Annotated in this window: 15 protein-coding genes and 1 pseudogene; 6 read left to right on the top strand and 10 right to left on the bottom strand. The window is 44.0% G+C overall.

Features of this window, described 5'->3' with window-relative positions; translation table 11 throughout:
- Positions 1–60 precede the first annotated feature (60 nt).
- The 5 genes and pseudogenes from ccmE to ccmA all read right to left on the bottom strand — a co-directional run.
- Positions 61–507, bottom strand: a pseudogene (gene ccmE, locus J5X92_RS00210) (cytochrome c maturation protein CcmE); the annotation flags it as partial.
- A gap of 35 nt (positions 508–542) precedes the next feature.
- A complete protein-coding gene (ccmD, locus tag J5X92_RS00205; RefSeq protein WP_013785232.1) occupies positions 543–758 on the bottom strand; it encodes a heme exporter protein CcmD in 216 nt (71 codons plus the stop codon).
- On the bottom strand, positions 758–1507 hold the full coding sequence (locus J5X92_RS00200; protein ID WP_126872044.1) for a heme ABC transporter permease: 750 nt from the start codon (positions 1505–1507) through the stop codon (positions 758–760). Before J5X92_RS00200 ends, ccmD begins: the two co-directional genes overlap by 1 nt.
- Positions 1507–2175, bottom strand: a complete 669-nt coding sequence (gene ccmB, locus J5X92_RS00195; RefSeq protein ID WP_126872045.1) for a heme exporter protein CcmB — start codon at positions 2173–2175, stop codon at positions 1507–1509. The genes J5X92_RS00200 and ccmB overlap by 1 nt, the downstream gene beginning before the upstream one ends.
- On the bottom strand, positions 2172–2822 hold the full coding sequence (gene ccmA / locus J5X92_RS00190; protein WP_126872046.1) for a cytochrome c biogenesis heme-transporting ATPase CcmA: 651 nt from the start codon (positions 2820–2822) through the stop codon (positions 2172–2174). The genes ccmB and ccmA overlap by 4 nt, the downstream gene beginning before the upstream one ends.
- Before the next feature lie 184 nt (positions 2823–3006).
- Between ccmA and J5X92_RS00185 the strand changes: the two genes are divergently transcribed.
- A complete protein-coding gene (locus J5X92_RS00185; protein WP_208804161.1) occupies positions 3007–5571 on the top strand; it encodes a flagellar hook-length control protein FliK in 2565 nt (854 codons plus the stop codon).
- Complete coding sequence (locus J5X92_RS00180) at positions 5568–5879, top strand: EscU/YscU/HrcU family type III secretion system export apparatus switch protein (RefSeq protein ID WP_013785237.1); 312 nt, start codon at positions 5568–5570, stop codon at positions 5877–5879. The genes J5X92_RS00185 and J5X92_RS00180 overlap by 4 nt, the downstream gene beginning before the upstream one ends.
- A gap of 67 nt (positions 5880–5946) precedes the next feature.
- Here J5X92_RS00180 and J5X92_RS00175 read toward each other — a convergent pair whose 3' ends face one another.
- From J5X92_RS00175 to J5X92_RS00160, 4 genes are all read right to left on the bottom strand, one after another.
- Positions 5947–7143, bottom strand: coding sequence for an ABC transporter permease (locus tag J5X92_RS00175; protein WP_126872048.1), 1197 nt, complete (start codon positions 7141–7143; stop codon positions 5947–5949).
- Complete coding sequence (locus tag J5X92_RS00170) at positions 7134–7934, bottom strand: ATP-binding cassette domain-containing protein (RefSeq protein WP_126872049.1); 801 nt, start codon at positions 7932–7934, stop codon at positions 7134–7136. Before J5X92_RS00170 ends, J5X92_RS00175 begins: the two co-directional genes overlap by 10 nt.
- 214 nt (positions 7935–8148) lie before the next feature.
- Entirely contained in the window at positions 8149–9186 is a 1038-nt protein-coding gene (gene recA, locus J5X92_RS00165) for a recombinase RecA (RefSeq protein ID WP_013785240.1), read from the bottom strand.
- A gap of 263 nt (positions 9187–9449) precedes the next feature.
- A complete protein-coding gene (locus J5X92_RS00160) occupies positions 9450–9938 on the bottom strand; it encodes a CinA family protein (protein WP_126872050.1) in 489 nt (162 codons plus the stop codon).
- Between the two features lie 304 nt (positions 9939–10242).
- Between J5X92_RS00160 and mutS the strand changes: the two genes are divergently transcribed.
- From mutS to eno, 3 genes are all read left to right on the top strand, one after another.
- Positions 10243–12876, top strand: a complete 2634-nt coding sequence (mutS, locus tag J5X92_RS00155; protein WP_208804513.1) for a DNA mismatch repair protein MutS — start codon at positions 10243–10245, stop codon at positions 12874–12876.
- Between the two features lie 178 nt (positions 12877–13054).
- Positions 13055–14686, top strand: a complete 1632-nt coding sequence (locus J5X92_RS00150; RefSeq protein ID WP_208804159.1) for a CTP synthase — start codon at positions 13055–13057, stop codon at positions 14684–14686.
- Between the two features lie 60 nt (positions 14687–14746).
- Positions 14747–16039, top strand: coding sequence for a phosphopyruvate hydratase (gene eno, locus J5X92_RS00145; protein WP_013785244.1), 1293 nt, complete (start codon positions 14747–14749; stop codon positions 16037–16039).
- A 268-nt stretch (positions 16040–16307) separates the two neighbouring features.
- Here the strand turns inward: eno and J5X92_RS00140 are convergent, their stop codons facing one another.
- The gene (locus J5X92_RS00140; protein WP_208804157.1) at positions 16308–19232 is read right to left on the bottom strand and encodes a TonB-dependent receptor; all 2925 of its coding nucleotides are present in this window, start codon (positions 19230–19232) and stop codon (positions 16308–16310) included.
- A 622-nt stretch (positions 19233–19854) separates the two neighbouring features.
- Here J5X92_RS00140 and J5X92_RS00135 point away from each other — a divergent pair.
- Positions 19855–20649, top strand: coding sequence for a hypothetical protein (locus J5X92_RS00135; RefSeq protein WP_232363144.1), 795 nt, complete (start codon positions 19855–19857; stop codon positions 20647–20649).
- Positions 20650–20679: the final 30 nt, after the last annotated feature.

Here is a 20679-nt window from a genome sequence, read left to right as displayed (position 1 = left end):
TACTTCTGGACTTGCTTCATACTGATAAGAAGATGAAGCATCGGTGACGGGCATATTGGCAGGTTTTTCATGCTTAATGCCCTTCATTTTTTCTGCCAGCTCTGGTGGCATGTATTCTTCATCATGCTTAGCAAGAACTTCTTGCGCAGTAATTTCTGTTGCCGAAGTAAGCACACCGGTAGCCACGATCCCTTGGCCTTCACGAAACAAGTCAGGCAGTATCCCCGTGTAGGTCACCGTAACGGTGGGCCCCGTATCTATTAAATCAAAGGACACCGCTAGGCTTTTGCTGTCTCGGCTCACACTACCCGGTACGACCATACCGCCAATACGAAGACGTTGACCAACATGTGGCATTTGCCCTTGCTTACCTTCAATAATTTCACTTGGTGTATAAAATAAATCGATACTGTCGTTTAATGCATAAAGCATTAAACCAATTGCGCTGGCGATTAACAGCCCAACAATGCTCACTACCGCCAAACGCTGCTTTCTTCTAGGGTTCATGCCACTATCTCACTTTAAAAACTACTGACTACAACTTACTGTGCTGATGAAGCGTGTGATTTTTCTCTCGCTTCTTTAATTCGCACCTGACGCTGTTGTTCTTTTAAAACCGACTTCAGTAACCCTTTATGTTGCCGAAAGCTTAATACTACTAGCAGTATCATTGCTCCAAAGGTCACACCAAAAGATAACCAAACGTAGAAGGCATAGCCTCCCATGTCTAAAAATGCTGAGAATGAATCAAACTGCATTAGCTATTCTCACTTGTTGCGTGCGCTAACTTTTGCACCCAAGGGCGATGCATCTCACGGCGCACAATTTCGCTGCGTAGCCTTACCGTAGTCACTGCCCCAATAAAAAATGCAAAACCTAATAAACTAATTAATAACGGCCACAACATTTCAGGCGCAATAGAAGGCTGATCGAATTTGCTGATGGTGGCCCCTTGATGCAAGGTATTCCACCATTCTACGGAGTAATGAATAATAGGAATATTTACTACGCCGACTAAAGCCATCACCCCTGCTGCTTTACCCGCCTGTTGTTTATCTTCAAAGGCACCATAAAGCGCAATAACCCCGATATACAAAAACAACAAAATAAGTTCTGAGGTTAGGCGTGCATCCCATACCCACCACGCGCCCCACATAGGTTTACCCCAGGCTGCACCGGTAAATAACGCAATAAAAGTCATGACGGCACCCACTGGCGCCATGGCTATCATGCTCATATAGGCCGTTCGCCATTGCCATACCATTCCTACCAAGGCCGCAATCGCCATAGCCACATAGGTGCCCATAGACAACATTGCGCTAGGCACATGAATGTAGATAATGCGAAACGAATCACCTTGTTGATAATCTTGTGGTGCAAAGGCTAGCCCCCACACTGTGCCTACGGCCAAGCATAACAATGTACCAAGCCACAACCAAGGCTGCAAAGTTAGGCACAATTGGTAAGCATTTTCTGTTTTAGCGTAAGGATGTAACCACTTCCACATCAGTTTTGACTCACTTTCAAAGAATAAGCTATGGCAAACGGCGCAGCGGCAGCAGCCAGTAACAGCATGGCGCCAATAATAGCAAGTTGAGGATGATAAGGTAATTGCAGTGCGGCAGAATCTACAGCAGACGTGGCAAAAATCAGTAACGGAATAAAAACGGGGATTAAAAGCAATGCTAAAAGCAGTCCGCCCCGTGCTAGCCCTACCGTTAATCCCACTGCAATAGCACCAATTAGCGACAGCAAAGGTGTGCCAATTAGCAAAGTAAGCATTAATGCTATAAACATATCCGTGCTTAGGTTTAAAAACATCGCAAGCAACGGCGACAGAATCAATAAGGGCACAAAACTCACCAGCCAATGTGCCAGTACTTTAACCGTCGCAACGGCCGGGAATGACATGCCACTTAAGGTATATTGTTCTAAAGAACCATCAATAAAATCATCACGAAAAAGCCGTTCCATCCCTAACAAGGATGACAATATAGCCGCAATCCAAATAACGCCTGGGCCAATACGTTGCAGTGTTTCTGGAGAAGGGCTCACGCCCAAGGGGAATAGGGTAACCACCATCAATAAAAACATGAGGGGTTGAACCAACTCAGCTTTTTGCTGAAACGCAATCTGCATATCTCGTTTGAAGATACCGAGTAGTAAGGGATTCAAAACCGGTACTCCAAATCAACACAGCGGTGCGTACCCGCTTCAGGAGACAGCGCTTGGTGGGAAGTAGTAATAATCATGCCGCCGTCTGCCACATGCTGTTTCATTTTACGCTCAAGTAATATTACACCTGCGCTATCAAGTGCGGTGAAAGGTTCATCTAATACCCATACCGTTGCACTCTTGAGCCACAGCCGACTCAGTGCAACACGACGTTGTTGTCCAGCGGATAAGAATCTGACAGGCACATCTTCAAGGCCAACTAACCCTAAGCGTTCAAGCACTTGATAAATGCTTTCGATATCGGATGTTTGGGTAACATCCTTATTTTGAATACCGTGTTGCGCTAACCAAAAGCGCAAATTATCAATGGCAGACAAAGCGCCATTTAATGCACTTTTGTGGCCTAAATAAATAAGAGTTTGATAATATAATGAAGGGTTGCTGCTGATGTTCGCGCCATTGAAAATCACGTCACCGTGCTCAGGCGAACTCAAGCCAGTAAGAATACGCAATAAGCTGGTTTTGCCCGCACCGTTAGGCCCACGCAAATATACTAATTCCCCTGCATTAAGATTTAACGAAAAGTCGTCAAACAAAACACGATCGCGTTTTATGCAAGTTAGTCCAGATGCACATAAACCGGACACGCACGCTCCTTTACTATTCACTGTTTAAAACCGGCGTAGTTTATCACAGTAAGTTTCTTTCGCAGTCGCGAATTATGATTAAATATGATTTACTTCAACAACAAACGCGATGATATGCCCCGCTTATTACCTATACTTTCCATTACGGATTAAACTCGTCGCTCACCTGGCCGATAAGCTCCATATGACATCACAGTTAAGCGCACTGCTTTCAAATATAACTCAAAGTACTTCAGGGTCGAAATCGTCGGCAGCATCAGTGCTGAATAATTTATCCCAAGCTGCGGCGCTCGATACCGCCGCAAAGGTAACTGTGGCGCGATTGCCTGAACAGATACTTGCTATTCAAACGCAAGGGCAACCGGCAACTCGGGTTTCACTGTTGAAAAGCGCAGATTTATTGCCGCCACAGCGCCCTCAATTAACCTCTTTCAGCCAAGGTGGAGTAACTCAAGCTGCCCTTATTAGCACTGAAACAGGCATGAGTACCAGTCAAGTTACCGCGATGCAGCTTAAAACCCTTTCACTTTCTCTTGCGACGATGCTGGCTTCTATGCCGACACCACAACAGAGCATGCGCGTTAGCGTGCAAGCAACGGTTACGCAATTAACGAGTAATCAACTGAGTCTAACGCTAGCAGATGGCCAGCCGTTAAATTTATCACTAAAGCCTGACGCCGCAGCGCAATTGAGCGCCGATATCAAAAACAATGGCAAGCTGGTTTCACTTTCACTTAATCAAGTGCCTGGTGATACTGGTAAATTGACTGTTTCAGTAACGTCAGCGAAACAAGCAAACTTAGCGAGTCAAGGTACTCAATCAGCAGCTTCCACGTTACAAGCCGCGCCTCTATCAGTGACCGACAGCAAAATTACGACTGTGCTCACCAATGCATTGCGTTCCCAAGGTATCGCCTTCGGGCATGGTAACCCTGTTAACGGGAATGTGCCTGATGCCATCGCTAAGCTACTCCCTAATATTCAATCACAAAATACTTTGCAGCAAGTATCTATGCTCAGCCTTAAGGGCAATACGTTAACATCGTATTCCGCTGCCAGTCAGGCAGTATTGACGTTCCCCACATCCGATAGCGGTACTGTCATTCCAAGAGCTTCACAGCAGCTTGCCGCCAAACTTAGTGCTTCAGCTATACCTGTGGGAGCTATGGTTGAAAAAACGGCTGGAAATAGTTCCGCTTTGACTGAGACTACAGGAAAAACTTCGGCAAATGGTAGTGAAAATGTAGCTCAACGAGCAAAAACAGACAGTGCTAATCATGCTTCAAATTCGTCATCAATTACGTTGTCACCAGAATTCTCAACTGCGGTAGATAGCAAAGGTGCTTCGATACAAGGGACCGATGTTCACAAGGCTATTGTTACTTTATCTCGAGCATTACTTAGTCAGACGGGGTCCACTCAACAAGCGCTAACACAATTGACATCAATACTTAGCGGGACTGCAGAAGGCAGCGATAAAACCACTGCCGTATTAAGTCAAATAGCAAAGCAAATTACAGGCATAAACAGCAACGCATTGCCCAGTGCTAGACCATTAATAGCACCGCAGGTATCGAATGCAACTACCACACCTGCTTCACCTAACTCGAGCCAAGAGACTAACGCTTTTACAAATGACAATACTGTTGGTTTAAAAACGGGCGCTGGGGATGTTAATACAGGTAACGCGGATAACAGTTTACGAAAAGGCATTTCTCAGCTAATAGCTTTGCTCGGTGGCTCGGGGAACAGCATTCGCGGTAATGTTATACAGAGCAATACCTCTCAAGGTACAGGCTCTCAGGGTACTGCTACTCAAGGTACTGCCACTCAAGGTAAAGATACGCTAGGTAATCACACTGGGGCAGCTTCAAATACGCCCACTACAAACGATAAAACTGCAAATCAAGTTACTGGTTCACAGGATATAGAGAAAAATAATGTAGAGGCAAAAACCTCAACGCCAAACAACCAACAGAGCATGCAGGCGACTCAAAATAATACCGATTCATCTATAGCGTCGCGCATTTATGGTTTACTTAACGCTCCCGCTATCGCGGTAACGCCGTTATCATTGACGTCCCCCATTGCCGCCTCTAATTTTGTACAAGGTTTAGTGGCATTGTTACAACTGTCTTTAGCGGGTAGAGCACTATCGAGACAGCCATCTCTCAAAGTACAAATTGATTCACCTGATAGCATTATAAGTAAAACAATAACGAATACCTCTGGTTCTGCCCCCTCTAGCCGCGTTGCGCAAGATGTTGCCAATCTTGATAGTCGCACAAACTTACTGGCTAATTTAAAAACCTTATTAGCGAACCATCAACACAGCAAAGTGGCTCAAGCCGAAAACCGGGTTCAGGGGCAAGATAGTTTTTTCTATGCATTACCTTCTGTATCTCAACATTACGCACCGGCTGAACTTTTAGTGCAAAGAGAGCCAGATCGACAACACGGAAAAGAAGACAAAGATGGCGAGAAACGTTTATGGTATGTCACAATGAAGCTAGATATCGGTGATGCGGGCCAACTCCTCGCTAAATCCAAGATAGACACCGATACCATTACCATCGACCTCTATACTTCCAACGAAACCGTACTGACTCGTGTTGCTGATACCTTGCCGTATTTAGAACGACGATTGGCTGATTTAGGGCTGAATGTCGAGAAAATGAGTTTTCAGCGGGGTCATATTCCTGACACACTAAATAAACGCCCACATCAAATTTTTGAGACACGAGTATGAGTGAGAAAGCAAAGCGTGCGATTGGGCTTAAGTATGATGGTGGCGATAAAAAAACAGCCCCAAAAGTTGTCGCAAAAGGCTACGGAGATCTTGCAGAAGCGATTATCGCCATGGCTGAAGAGTCTGGCATTCTTATTCATGAAGACCCCTATCTTAGCGAAGTGCTTAGCACCTTAGATTTAGGGCAAGATATACCCGAATCGTTGTATTTTGTTATCGCCGAACTGCTAGCATATTCCTATGTACTACAAGGAAAAATACCGCCTGGCTGGGAAGGTGTGGTTAAGCATATAAATTATGAGGTATAAAAAGCGACTTTGAAATTATCAAAGTCGCTGCTTTTCATCTTAAGTTATGTTGGGTTGATTTACCCTACTATCTAAATAGTACTTTCTCTTTATTAAACCAGTACACACAAAATGCAATGAGTGCGGCGGCGATGGCGACTGTAGAAGTAAATATGCCGAACAAGGCAAAATAATCCATAGTGCCTTTGAATAACTCTTTCATCGCTAATGCTACATTGGTGAGTGGCACCCAAATCCAACCACCTTCTAATTTAACACCCGGCATCATTGCAATTAACACAGGGAAAACTACTACCATAACAAGTGCCCCCATATAACTTTGGGCTTCTTTAAATGATCGAGCATAAATAGAAAGAGACAATAAGACCGCGGCAAATATTGCCACTACCGGAATTAGCATTAAAAAGATAAGCACAAAATCAATGATGCCAATCATCGCCATCACCTCTGCTACAAATTCAATTGCCAACCCTTGAGACAAAACTATGCCCCATATGGCCATGGAAGATACGGTGATAAGTGCTGTAATTAGACCCGCGACACCGATGGTAAAGAATTTTCCCAAAACCAGTTTATAACGCTCCATCGGCGATATTAATAGTGTCTCTAGCGTACCCCGCTCTTTTTCACCCGCACCTAAGTCTGATGCTGGTGCCATAGCACCTTGTAGGCATAAAATGAAAATGAAATAAGGTAATAACCCGCCCAAGCGTTCACCCCATACTTCACGATCATCCGCTATGTTTTCTTTTTCAATGACAATAGGCGCGAGTAACGCTTGCTGCTGTGACTCATTCAGTCCTAAATTAGCAAAGGCCGTTTTTTGAAATTCATCAGTGTAAACATCGACAATTTCAGACACTCTTCCTAACACTTTATTTAAGCCTGCGTCATTTAAATACAATTGCAGCTTATGCTGACCAGAAGTGAGCACCTCGTTGTTAAAGGTTTCTGGGATAACTAAAACGAAGTCTAGTGTTTCATCTTTAATGAGCTTGGCATAGTCAGCTTCACCTTGGATATCCACCATCGTAAATTTGTCAGTTTCATTAGCGAATTGTTGCGACATGTCTGGCGCATATTGCTCGCCCACAATGGCATATTTCAATACAACGTTTTCGGCCTTTTCAGCGGCGGAATTCATGAAAAACATGGCGACACCGAAAATTAATGGGAAAAGCAGTAAAGGCAACACAATCATAAAAATAATAGTTTTACGGTCGCGCAATAACTCTTTGAATTCTTTTTTAAAAATTAACCACATTGCCCCACCTCCGCTGTATTCATTTTTAAAGTGTGCAAAAAGCTTTTATGCATTTGTCCGTCAGATAGCGCACTAAAAGCAGCAAGGGAATCATTAAATACACTTTCGCCTTGATTAATCACCGTTACACGGTCGCAAAGCATTTGAACTTCATCCAAATGATGGGTAGAAAAGATAACTGGCGTTCCTTTATCTTTAAGGCGCTGAATAAAGTCCATCACTGTTGAGGTGGCCATAATATCTAAGCCTGTAGTAGGCTCATCAAGCACAACTAAGGAAGGTTCATGAATAACAGCGCGGGCAATGGCTGTTTTTTGTTTCATACCAGATGAGAAGTTTTCTGCCCGTCTGTCTAAAAAGCTCTGCATGTCGAGTAAGTCAGCCATTTCTTCAATACGTGCAGAAATTATCGCTTTAGTAATGCCGTGTAATTCGCCAAAATAAGCAATATTTTCTCGCCCAGTCAGCCTGCCATATAAACCAGTTGAGCTAGACAGAAAACCTATTTTTTTACGCGCAATTATTGGGTTGGCTAGCACGTCTTCACCATCAATTACCACGGTGCCGCTATCTGGCTTAAGTGCGGTTGAAAGCATGCGTAATGTAGTGGTTTTTCCTGCTCCGTTAGGGCCAAGCAAACCAAGCACTTCTCCTTGACCACATGAAAACGATACATCTTTCACTGATTGAAAGTAGCGCCCTTTTAATCGTGGATCCTTTTTCTCTTGCTCACTTAGCTTTTTGGGGTTCTCCACCTCAAAGCGTTTAGCAAGACTAGATATATCAATCATTATCCCTTCCCTTTTTTTATTATTTAAATCGAATGCTTACAGTACTAGTCTTTGCCTTTCTATTTTTATTACAGCTTTACTGTTTTTTTATTTTAATTCAATCCAAGATATAGAATTAAAGTGTTAAAAAGTATGTTTTTTGAACACAAAAAAGCCCACCATTTGGTGGGCTTTTAAATAACACAAATGCGCTATTTTATAGTCAGTTTAGTAGCTACTGCTGATCATCTTCTGCAGCAGGTGCTTCTTCTACTTTCACTGTCTTAGGTAAAAGTAGCTCAGCGCGAATTTGTTTTTCAATCTCATCGGCAATAGCTGGGTTTTCTTTTAGGAACTTCATTACGTTCGCTTTACCCTGACCGATACGATCACCTTTGTAGCTGTACCAAGCACCGGCCTTATCAACCAATTTCTGCTTAACACCTAAGTCGATAAGCTCAGCTTCTTTACTTATACCTTCGCCGTAGCGAATCATGAATTCAGCTTGCTTAAATGGCGGTGCTACTTTGTTTTTCACTACTTTAACGCGAGTTTCGTTACCTACTACCTCATCGCCTTCTTTGACCGCACCGATACGGCGGATATCTAAACGTACTGAAGAGTAGAACTTAAGTGCGTTACCACCGGTTGTTGTTTCTGGGCTACCGAACATTACACCAATTTTCATACGAATTTGGTTAATGAAGATACACAAGGTATTTGAACGCTTGATATTACCGGTAAGTTTACGCAATGCTTGCGACATTAATCGCGCTTGCAAACCAACGTGTGAGTCACCCATGTCGCCTTCAATTTCCGCTTTTGGCGTAAGGGCAGCAACCGAGTCAACAATAACGACATCAACACCGCCAGAACGAACCAGCATGTCACAAATTTCAAGCGCTTGTTCACCCGTATCAGGCTGAGAAACTAAAAGCTCATCGATGTTTACACCTAGCTTCGACGCGTAAATTGGATCAAGTGCGTGCTCAGCATCTACGAAGGCACAGGTTTTACCATTCTTTTGAGCCTCTGCAATTACCTGCAAGGTAAGTGTCGTTTTACCCGAGGCTTCAGGTCCGTAAATTTCTACCACACGACCACATGGCAAACCGCCTATGCCCAAAGCGATATCAATGGTGAGTGAACCAGTAGAGATAGCCTCAATGTCCATCGCTTGGTTGTCGCCTAAACGCATAATAGCGCCTTTACCGAACTGCTTTTCAATTTGCCCAAGTGCGGCACTTAAAGCTTTAGATCTATTACTGTCCACGTCAATATCCTCTAGGATTAGCGGTTAAATTCTTTAGTTGGTGATGTCTTTGTTGAAGCTGCCTTTGCTATTTATACTAGCTATCTTTACTAACAGTATTATTCATCTATACAGCTAGCATTCATTGCATCAACATTTGCTTACCGACACCTTACCAAGTGTTGCGTGCATTCTATACTGTACAAGCATACAGTTTCAACCTGAGTTTTCATTTTATTTTGCTTAATGGGTTCTTATTGGCAGCATCTTAGATGACCGTCTGTTCAATCAGCCAACATCGCCAATAGATGGGTAATCGCAAATTCTATTGCATGCAGACGAACAGTCTCTCGGTCTCCAGCAAAAACCTGCTTAATCGTTTCTGACTTAGCACCACAGATAAACCCAAACCAAACAGTACCCACAGGCTTTTCTTCGCTGCCGCCACCTGGGCCTGCAATACCGCTTACGGTTACCACGACATTCGCGTCGCTCTTGTGCTTAACGCCCGCCGCCATCTCTTCAACGGTCTGCATTGACACCGCGCCATGTGCATTTAGAGTTTCTGGCTTTACAGCTAATTCACGTATTTTTGCGTCGTTTGAATACGTCACCCAACTTTGATTAAACCAATCCGAACTCCCAGCAATACTGGTAAAGGCGAACGCAACGCCGCCCCCGGTGCAAGACTCTGCGCTTGAAACCGTCCAGCCTTTACGGCGAAGCGCATTACCCAGCGCCGTCACCATCTCTGTTATATTGTCAGATACCATGAATGTCCTTTATCGCTATCAGCGCTATTATCAGCTTCGGCCGTTAAAGCATTAATTTGAAGCATTAGGCTGTGCCGATGTACTTATTGGTGAGAGCTATCATTTAACTAATGAGTTCAGGAAATGGTTGAAAATTCCATACTCGTATCAATAATACACAGCAAATACGAAAAGTGATTATTTTAGCACTCCTGCTCTTTTAATCACTCTTCTGTTAATAATTCTTCTGTTAATATAACAAATTGAGTTATCGCAAGTAGCAGCAATAAAAAGCACGAGGCATTTTTTGGAATCACACACTCCTATGATGCGCCAGTATTTAACGATAAAGGCGCAGCACCCTAACATTCTTATGTTTTACCGTATGGGCGACTTTTACGAGTTGTTTTTCGATGATGCCAAGAAAGCCGCAGAACTGCTTGATATATCGTTAACCGCACGGGGCAAATCTGGTGGCGATCCTATTCCTATGGCTGGCGTTCCTTACCACGCGGTTGAAAGCTATTTAGCCCGGTTGGTGAAAATGGGCGAGTCAGTGGCGATTTGCGAACAAGTTGGCGATCCAGCTACAAGTAAAGGTCCTGTCGAACGCCAAGTCCAGCGTATTGTTACCCCAGGTACGGTTACCGATGAAGCCTTATTAGAAGAACGCCGCGATAATGTACTAGCGGCAGTTTGCGGCCACAGTATGCATTACGGCGTGGCTACATTAGATGTAACCAGTGGCCGGTTTGTAGTGGTCGAGTGCGACACTGACGATGCCTTGTTAGGTGAACTACAACGAATTAATCCTGCTGAACTACTCTATCCTGAAGGCTTTGAAAGCTTACCCTTGATTGAACAGCGTAAAGGCTTGCGTCGGCGGCCCGAGTGGGAATTCGATATCGATACCGCCACCGAACAATTAACCGCTCAGTTTCAAACGAAAGAACTGGCGGGGTTTGGGGTATCAGATTTAACCAAAGGCATTGGCGCCGCCGGTTGTGTGCTTCAATATGTGAAAGATACCCAGCGTACAGCCCTTCCCCATATTCGCCGTATTCAAAAAGAACAGCAAGACAGCCGCGTACAATTAGATGCAGCTACCCGCAGAAATCTAGAGCTTACCCACAATTTAGCCGGCGGCATTGAAAGTACCCTGTTTAGCGTGATGGATACGACCACTACCGCCATGGGTAGCCGGTTACTACAACGCTATATTCACTCGCCTATTACCGATCAACACGAATTACATAACCGTCAAGATGCCATTGAAGCACTTATCGACAATGAGCCAGATGCTATTCGCGGTCATTTAAAAACGATTGGCGATATTGAACGCATAATGGCACGTTTGGCATTACGTTCAGCAAGGCCCAGGGATTTCGCTAGACTTAAAAACGCGTTGAATACCCTGCCCGACCTTCAAGAAGCGTTGGGGGCGTATAACGTTGCACAGCTAAATGAATTAAAACAGGCCGTCAGTACTTACCCAGAGCTACAAGCTTTATTAAATAACGCGATTATCGATAACCCGCCTGTGGTTATTCGCGATGGCGGGGTTATTGCTGAAGGCTTTAATAGCGAATTAGATGAGCTTCGAAAATTGTCTCAAGGTGCTACTGATTATCTTGACGCCATGGAGCAACGCGAACGTGAACGCACAGGCATTTCAACCCTAAAAGTAGGCTACAACCGGGTTCATGGTTTCTTTATCGAGATTAGTCGTGCCAATAGCGACAAAGCGCCCGCCGAATATATTCGCAGGCAAACGCTTAAGAATACTGAACGCTTTATCACCCCAGAGCTTAAAGAGCACGAAGATAAAGTACTTACCAGTCAAGGTCGTGCGCTAGCCCTCGAAAAACAGCTTTATGAAGCACTTTTCGATGAAGTCGCGCCAAGCCTAAATGCGCTAATTGAAACGGCCGCAGCACTGGCTAAACTCGACGTATTATGCTGTTTTGCCGAGCGCGCGTTAAGTCTGGATTGGTATCGCCCAAGGTTAAGTATGGAAAGCGCGCTGACCTACGAAGAAGGTCGGCATCCTGTGGTGGAACAGGTTATGAAAGACCCGTTCATTGCTAACCCATTAACACTCAACGATAGCCAGCGCATGCTTATTATTACCGGCCCTAACATGGGCGGTAAATCAACCTACATGCGCCAAACCGCGTTAATTGCACTATTAGCGTATATTGGCAGCTATGTGCCCGCACAAAACGCCCATATTGGTAAAATTGATAGAATATTTACTCGTATTGGCGCTTCTGACGATTTAGCATCTGGTCGCTCAACCTTCATGGTAGAGATGACGGAAACCGCCAACATTCTGCACAATGCCACCGAGCATTCGTTAGTTTTAATGGATGAGATTGGCCGCGGCACCAGTACTTACGATGGCTTATCTCTCGCATGGGCGTGCGCCAGCTACCTCGCCCAAAAGCTGAATGCTTACACCTTATTTGCGACTCACTATTTTGAGCTTACCGAGTTACCTGATACCGAGAAAAGTGTAGTTAATGTACATTTGGATGCGGTAGAGCACGACGACACCATCCGGTTTATGCATAGCGTACAAAATGGCGCGGCGAGTAAAAGCTTTGGTTTACAGGTTGCACAACTTGCAGGTGTACCTAAGCCGGTTATTAAAGCGGCGCAGCAAAAACTCGCTATTTTGGAAAACGCGCATCTTATTTCTGAAACTGAATCCAGTGCTGATATTAAAACTGATAAATCATCTAACATTGGGGATGAAACTGGCAAGCAGCACGATAGACGCGCCAACAAAAAAGCAGCGTCAACGGCGCATGGTTCCTTACAATCTCAGTCACAACTGTTGTTCCCAGATAAACCCCATCCGGTTGTAGAAGCGTTGGAAAATTTATCCCCAGATGAACTTTCACCACGCCAAGCACTAGACCTTATTTACACGCTCAAGCGTTTAAGTCAGTCATAAAAAACAGCGCTTGCGGCGAAAGCCACGCTCAAATAGGTAAAAGAAGCGATTGTGTGGGCAAACAGATTGTTTGCTCACACTAACTTGCGTATACTATTAACCCGTCCAAAGTATGGGTAGTTTAGTTCCTAAACTACACTCATATTTACCCAATACAACTCAACGTTCTAGGTTTCGCATGACAAATTATATTTTCGTCACCGGTGGTGTAGTTTCATCGCTAGGTAAAGGTATTGCCGCTGCGTCGTTAGCCGCAATTCTTGAAGCTCGCGGGCTCACCGTCACCATGTTAAAACTCGACCCGTATATTAATGTCGACCCAGGCACCATGAGCCCTATTCAACATGGCGAAGTATTTGTTACCGATGATGGCGCAGAAACCGATCTTGACCTTGGTCACTACGAGCGTTTCATTCGCACCCGTATGACCAAGCGTAACAACTTCACTACCGGACGGGTATACGAAGAAGTACTAAAACGTGAACGTCGAGGTGACTACTTAGGCGCCACTATTCAGGTTATTCCACACATTACCAACGAAATTAAGCGCCGTGTGGTTGAAGGCGCTGAAGGCCACGATGTGGCTATTGTTGAAATTGGTGGAACGGTAGGTGACATCGAATCACAACCTTTCTTAGAAGCAATTCGTCAACTAGGCACCGAACTAGGCCGCGAAAAAGCGATGTACATGCACTTAACCTTAGTGCCTTATATGCCAGCTTCAGGCGAAGTAAAAACGAAACCAACACAGCATTCGGTGAAAGAACTCCGTTCTATTGGTATACAACCAGATATTCTAGTGTGCCGCTCTGTAGGCGCGCTTCCTTCTACCGAGCGTTCTAAAATTGCGTTATTTACTAACGTAAACGATAAATCGGTAATTTCGCTTAAAGATGTAGACAGCATCTACCGCATTCCAGCTGCCCTTAAAGCGCAAGGTATGGATCAACTTGTGGTAGACCGCTTTGGTTTAGACTGTAAAGAAGCCGACCTATCTGAATGGGAACAAGTGCTTTATGCAGAGTCTAACCCTACTGCTGAAGTTAACATCGGTATGATTGGTAAATACGTTGAATTGCCAGATGCTTATAAGTCAGTTAATGAAGCGCTTAAACATGCTGGGTTGAAGAACCGTTTAACCGTAAATATCCACTATATCGACTCTCAAGACGTTGAAAGTAAAGGCGCACAAATTTTAGAAAAACTAGATGCTATATTAGTGCCTGGTGGTTTTGGTGAGCGCGGTATCGAAGGCAAAATTGCGGCAGCCCGTTATGCCCGTGAAAACAAAGTGCCTTACTTAGGTATTTGTCTTGGTATGCAAGTAGCCCTTATCGAGTTTGCGCGTAATGTAGCCGGTATGGAAGATGCCAATAGTTCTGAATTTGATCCAGAGACACCGTATCCGGTTGTTGGTTTAATTACAGAATGGCTTGATGAAGCAGGTACCACAGAAATACGTAGTGAAAACTCAGACCTCGGCGGCACTATGCGCTTAGGCAGTCAGCTTTGCCACTTAATTGAGGGCACTAAGGTGCATGAAATGTATGGCAGTGCTGAAATTTACGAGCGCCACCGTCATCGTTACGAAGTTAACAACAACCTTCGTGAACAAATTGAAGCCGCAGGGTTAAAGGTAAGTGGTTTGTCCACTGATAAACGACTTGTAGAAGTTATCGAAATACCTGACCATCCTTGGTTTATCGCGGGTCAATTCCACCCTGAATTTACGTCAACCCCTCGTGATGGACACCCATTATTTAAAGGGTTTGTCGCTGCTGCTGGACAGTATCAAAAAGAGAATCATTAATTTCTAATAAGGGAACACTTGCTCCCGTTTGTGTTTCCAAACAATTGTTAAGGAAAAAACATGGCGAAAATTAGTCGCATTATTGGTCGCGAAATTTTGGACTCACGCGGTAATCCTACCGTTGAAGCCGATGTGTACTTAGAATCAGGCGTTATGGGCCGTGCTGCTGCTCCATCTGGTGCTTCAACAGGTAGCCGCGAAGCATTAGAACTTCGTGACGGTGACAAGTCTCGTTATTTAGGTAAAGGCGTAATGAAAGCCGTAGCCGCTATTAACGATGAAATTGCCCCTGCGCTTTTAGGTAAAGACGCACTAGCACAAGCTGATATTGACGCTATCATGATTGACCTAGACGGAACAGAAAATAAAGAAACTCATGGTGCAAATGCCATTCTAGCGGTATCGCTAGCAGTAGCTAAAGCAGCGGCCTTAGAGAAAGGCGTTGCCCTTTACGAGCACATTGCAGATCTTAACGGCACTCCTGGTCAATACTCGATGCCAGTACCTATGATGAATATCATCAATGGTGGTGAGCACGCTGACAACAACGTAGACATTCAAGAATTCATGGTACAGCCAGTAGGCGCAAAGAGCTTCAAAGAAGCCCTTCGCATGGGTGCTGAAATTTTCCATTCACTGAAGAAAGTACTTTCTGCTAAAGGCCTAAACACGGCTGTTGGTGACGAAGGTGGTTTCGCACCAAACCTTAGCTCTAACGCTGAAGCGCTAGCGGTTATCGTTGAAGCAGTAGAAAACGCTGGCTACAAAATGAATGAAGATATTACGCTAGCACTCGATTGTGCGGCATCTGAATTCTACAAAGATGGTCAATACGTATTGTCTGGTGAAGACAAGAGCTTCGATTCTGAAGCCTTTGGTGATTACCTAGCTGACCTTTCTGACAAGTACCCTATTGTGTCTATTGAAGATGGTCTAGACGAGAGTGATTGGGACGGTTGGGCAAGTTTGACCAATAAAATTGGCGAAAAAGTACAACTTGTTGGCGACGACTTATTTGTAACTAACACCAAGATTCTTAAGCGTGGTATTGATAACGGTATTGGTAACTCAATCCTTATCAAGTTCAACCAAATTGGTTCACTAACTGAAACCTTGAACGCAATTAAGATGGCGAAAGATGCAGGCTTCACGGCTGTTATCTCTCACCGTTCAGGCGAAACAGAAGACGCCACTATTGCTGATTTAGCAGTAGGTACTGCGGCTGGCCAAATCAAAACTGGTTCACTATGTCGTTCAGACCGTGTTGCTAAGTACAACCAACTTCTTCGCATTGAAGAAGCGCTAGGTGATGCTGCAACTTATAAAGGTCGCTCTGAAATTAAAGGTCAGTAATAGCACGCGCTTATATTAAATAAGCGCTTATTACTTATCTAATTGAAAGCTGTGTTAAGGCCCATATTTTATGGTCTCTTAACGCAGCTTTTTTGTGTCTGCTTGAAGCCTTTTCCTAACACCCTTTCAATAATGCTCCTTCAATAACGTCCCTTTCAAAAAAGATGACAATAATTAAGGACTAGCGAGCTTAATTTAAGACAAAAAAATACCCCAGCTCGTGCTGGGGTATTTCAATTTTAGTGTTGTTAGCGAAGCTACACGCTATTTAGAAGCGGTAGTTAGCACCTAAAGTCACTCGGCGGTCGGTAAGACCTTGGAAGCACAACAGTGCACCTTCATTAATACAAGACTGCTCAACTTCTGATTCAGTAATGTTTACCGCCTCAATACCTATGTTCAAGTCTTCGTTCACGTCGTAGTTGATGCTAGCGTTAAGCTGACCACGGTCTTCCTGAACTACTGGGAAACCCCAAGGGAAACTAGATGTGCTTCCGAAGTCGTCCGAGCGGTACGCTTCACGCCATGTGTAACGCATACGGGCTGACAAACCAAACTTCTCGTAGTACAAGGTAAAGTTATAGGCATTTTCAGATAAGTTTAGTAAGCCTTGAACTGTTGACACTTCAATATCATCGATACCCGTAGAAGCTGCAAATACATTTGCCGCACGACTAGTGGCTGTATTCTCTGAATCACCACCATCGAACTCTTGAATCGTGTAGTTAGCAAGTACACCGAAACCTGAAGCCCAACCAAGTTCTTTTTCAAAACCTGAAAGGTCATATTGAACCGCAATTTCGATACCTTTTTGCGTGGTTTCGCCAGCGTCGTTAATCTTAGTTTCTGTACCTACACAAATACCTGTGCCTAGTTCAGGTCCAAAAACGTTGATATCAGCAATTGGGTTAAACACACCGCCACCTTCACAAGGGTCGGTAAGATCACGATAACCTGTTACTGGATCTTCAAATGCACTTACAATCTGGTCAACATGAAGCGCTTTACGTGTTTTATGGAATATACCAACACTTAACACGCTCGCTTCAGCAAAGTACCATTCTGCCGCTAAGTCGAAAGAGGTTACTTCTTCAGGCTCTAAACCAGGGTTACCGATAGCTACATTTGGGTTAGGGCTTGTGCTAAATGTTACTGAAGTAGATAAGTCGTCGAAGTCAGGGCGGCGTATATCTTTACCGGCACCGAAGCGAAGGACAACATCATCAGCCACATCAGCAACAATATTTAACCGAGGTAGAATGAAATCATAATCACCGGTATTAGTTACTTGCGATACCAATTCGTTTCCATCACCGTCAACAGTAATTGAGTTACCTACAGAGGTAACGTCTGTCTGCAAATAACGCAAACCAAAATTACCGCGGAACATCTCATATTCAAAGTTTGCTTGCGCATAAAGTGCATGTGTTTCTTCTTCGATGTCGAAGAAACCTGATGAACTTGATGTTGGCGCATTCAATGTAGCCGTCGAACCGTGTGCGTCCATAGCTTGTTGTAGTGTAGCTAATACGCCATCTGGATCTGAAGCCACTAATTCAGGGTTAATGATTAAGAAATCTCTAACGTAAAGTTCGCGACCATCCGCATCGTTGAAGTTATTAGGCCCAGCGACTAGTAATTCAGAGAACAAATCACCTCGAGGGCTGTCTTCCATACTTCTTAAACCAACACTGGTGTTAACATCGTCACGGGTGCTCGCTGATTTATTGTAGCGATAACCAAAGTCAACTGACGTGATCATCGAGTCTACGTAATAAGAAAAATCAAAACGGATCGCATCTTCTGAGTTTTCAGTGGTATCTCTACCTATATTCACATCACGTAAAACAACGTTAGCAGGGTCTAAAAGCTGTTCTACTTTTGGTGCGTATTCTGCACCAGAAGCAATTCCGAACGCTAATGAACCGCCAGATAAGTCATATTCAAACGGAACACTGTTGTCGTTACCACCACCAGCATCTAGCGGTGCATTGGGGTTGATAAAGTTAAGGGTAGTATTAAAGCTAGGAGTGGTAGTATCTGAAGATGAAGAGGCAACTTCAGCACTTACAAACCATTTCTCGCCTTGCCACTCACCACCTAATCTAAAGATTTGGCTCTCTGTAATACGAGAGTTTGTATCGGTAGACAAACGAAGATTAGGATCGTCGTCATCGTTATCAAGATTGACTGGAATGACACCGCGAAGAGCAGCCTGCATTGAACCTAAATCAGTGCCACCTAAAGAACCGAAATTAATCGTTTCGAAGGCATCCGGTACTGAAATATCGTTAAGTGCACTTACGCCTGACGCTTGAACACGTGAGCTTTCTTGCAAACGTTCTTGGTCATTGATGATTGCATCGAAGAAAAACTTAGTGTTGTCGTTTGGCTGCCATTCAAAGGTACCTACAAAGTTTTTCGTTTCATATTCGTAGTTATCATAATCTTGTACGAAAAACTGAATGGGTAGGAAATCGAAGGATTGCGCACTGGCCACGCCGCTATCTGATGCAATTAAGTTATCTCGGTCAGCACGTGGTCTGAACGCCGATACATCTTGCTCCGAATAACTACCACTCACTACCACACCGAATTTACCGTGATCGTTTTCCCAGTTATCACCAAACGTCGCTGAAAGATGAGGTTGGAAACCACTGTCTGTAGACAAGCTGCTGTTTTCACCTTGAATACGAATCGACGTCAATCTCTCAGTTAATTGAAGAGGACGAATTGTTTTAAGGTTGATGGTACCACCAACAGAACCTTCAATTGTTTTCGCATCTGGTGACTTGGTAACTTCCAAACCGGCAATAATTGCTGCTGACACATCTTCAAAATCGATACCGCTTCGGCCTGCGCCTGAACCCACTGTAGATACGCCGTTTATTTCTGTTCGGTTAGCGTCGGTACCACGAATCTGAACCCCTGTTCCAACACCCGCTTCACGCGTAATTTGTATACCCGTGATGTTTTCTAACACTTCCGCTAAGTTTTGGTCAGGCAATTTACCAATGTCTTCAGCTTCAATGACTTCTACTAAATTGTTTGTAAAACGTTTTTCGTTTAGTGCACTGGCAAGCGAGGCGCGAATACCAGAAACCTGTATAACTTCTACGTCTTTTTCAGCTTCTTGTTGAGCGTCTTGAGCAAGGGTAGAAGTGGCAAAACTCAACGATGTTGCAGATAACATCGCTAAGGTAATCTTAGATAATGTGTGTTTCCTCTTGCAGCGTTTTGAACCGAGCTTTTAGGCTTTCAAATCAGCGTTGCTAAGTTATGTGTGGTTACACCCTGCACCATTAAAGATACACTTCACTTACAAGATAATTACAAAGCTAGACGAAAAACATACACTGGTCAACCTTTGATCACTCAAAAACACAGATTCATTAACATCAATTGTAATGCCAATTAACAACACAACAACTAACCAATAAAAGCACCCACCATCCAAATCAGATACTAATTTGTAGTTATCAGACGGTTAGCTATAAATGACTGCAATTTGAGTTTATTTTTTAGGTAAAAAACGTGAGATAAATTAAATAATTATTCTTTAGTATTGATTCGTCAAATGAAGACCAATTCGAAAGCGGTAGTACTAATTGCTTATATAAATATATTCGATGCGACTAGATTGGTAATGTAAAATGTTAATGGCTATTGTTGCCGTACGCTGGCGGGATAGATACTTTCATTTGTGGGCATTCATTACAGAAAAACTAGTTAGCGTTTCAAGGCTGTTAATTCAGTCACGCAGCCTATAATTCTCCTGCTGCCAAACTGTGACTTATATTTATTAGTTGGTAGCATTGGGTTTCTGGATACCCAGCCTAAATCCTGCTAACGTAGGTTTATTGCGTCTTTTTTATTGTCTTACCAGTATTATGGCATCCGACGGACATACGTCTTCCACACAATCAGGCTTTTTTAGCAATTCAGGCGAGCTAGGTGGTGCACAACCACAGTTCACTGAAATTTGTACTGCGTTATACGAAAGAGAGCTTTTGCTTATCGCGCACAAGGGCCCAGCCAATGTGTCGATACTGCGCCGCCGATTAGCCGGCCTGCCCCACCATATTCGAAGTGTGGCGCGATACCTCATTGACAATAACTCACCGCTAGACATCGATCCCCACAATGGAAGTTGGTTTATCAAGCAACCTGGAAAGTGCCCTGGGATCACCCAATCTATTGATAAAAAATATCAGTGGTATAGGCAATATGCAGATTACGGTTTGGTTGTACCGATATGCATCACTACGCTAGAAGGTATGCATATAGAGCTCGACTCAATAGATAGCGTGAACCGCACCACAAACACGCTTCATACTAATAAACACGGATGGTTTTCTCTTGACGGCGAGGTGGCGCATAGTGAGATTGAAACCAATCAGTACACCCCAGAAAAAGACACTCCCTGCTTCACCGACGCAAATGCGGTATTAAAACGGCAACTTCTAAAACCTACGACGGCAATTATGGCATCTGCGTGCAGCGGACATATGTGGCGACATAAATCGAAGGGAGCACCTCGAGCACTTTCATTGCGAGAAATGCGTCTGTCTACTCACATAAACTGGAAAAATTTCACCCTGAAAGGTTAAGCCGAGTTCTTATTTAAGGCACACCTATGG

The sequence above is a fragment of the Alteromonas sp. K632G genome (assembly GCF_017653625.1).
GTDB lineage: Bacteria > Pseudomonadota > Gammaproteobacteria > Enterobacterales > Alteromonadaceae > Alteromonas > Alteromonas naphthalenivorans.
This window is presented reverse-complemented; position numbering and strand designations above follow the sequence as displayed.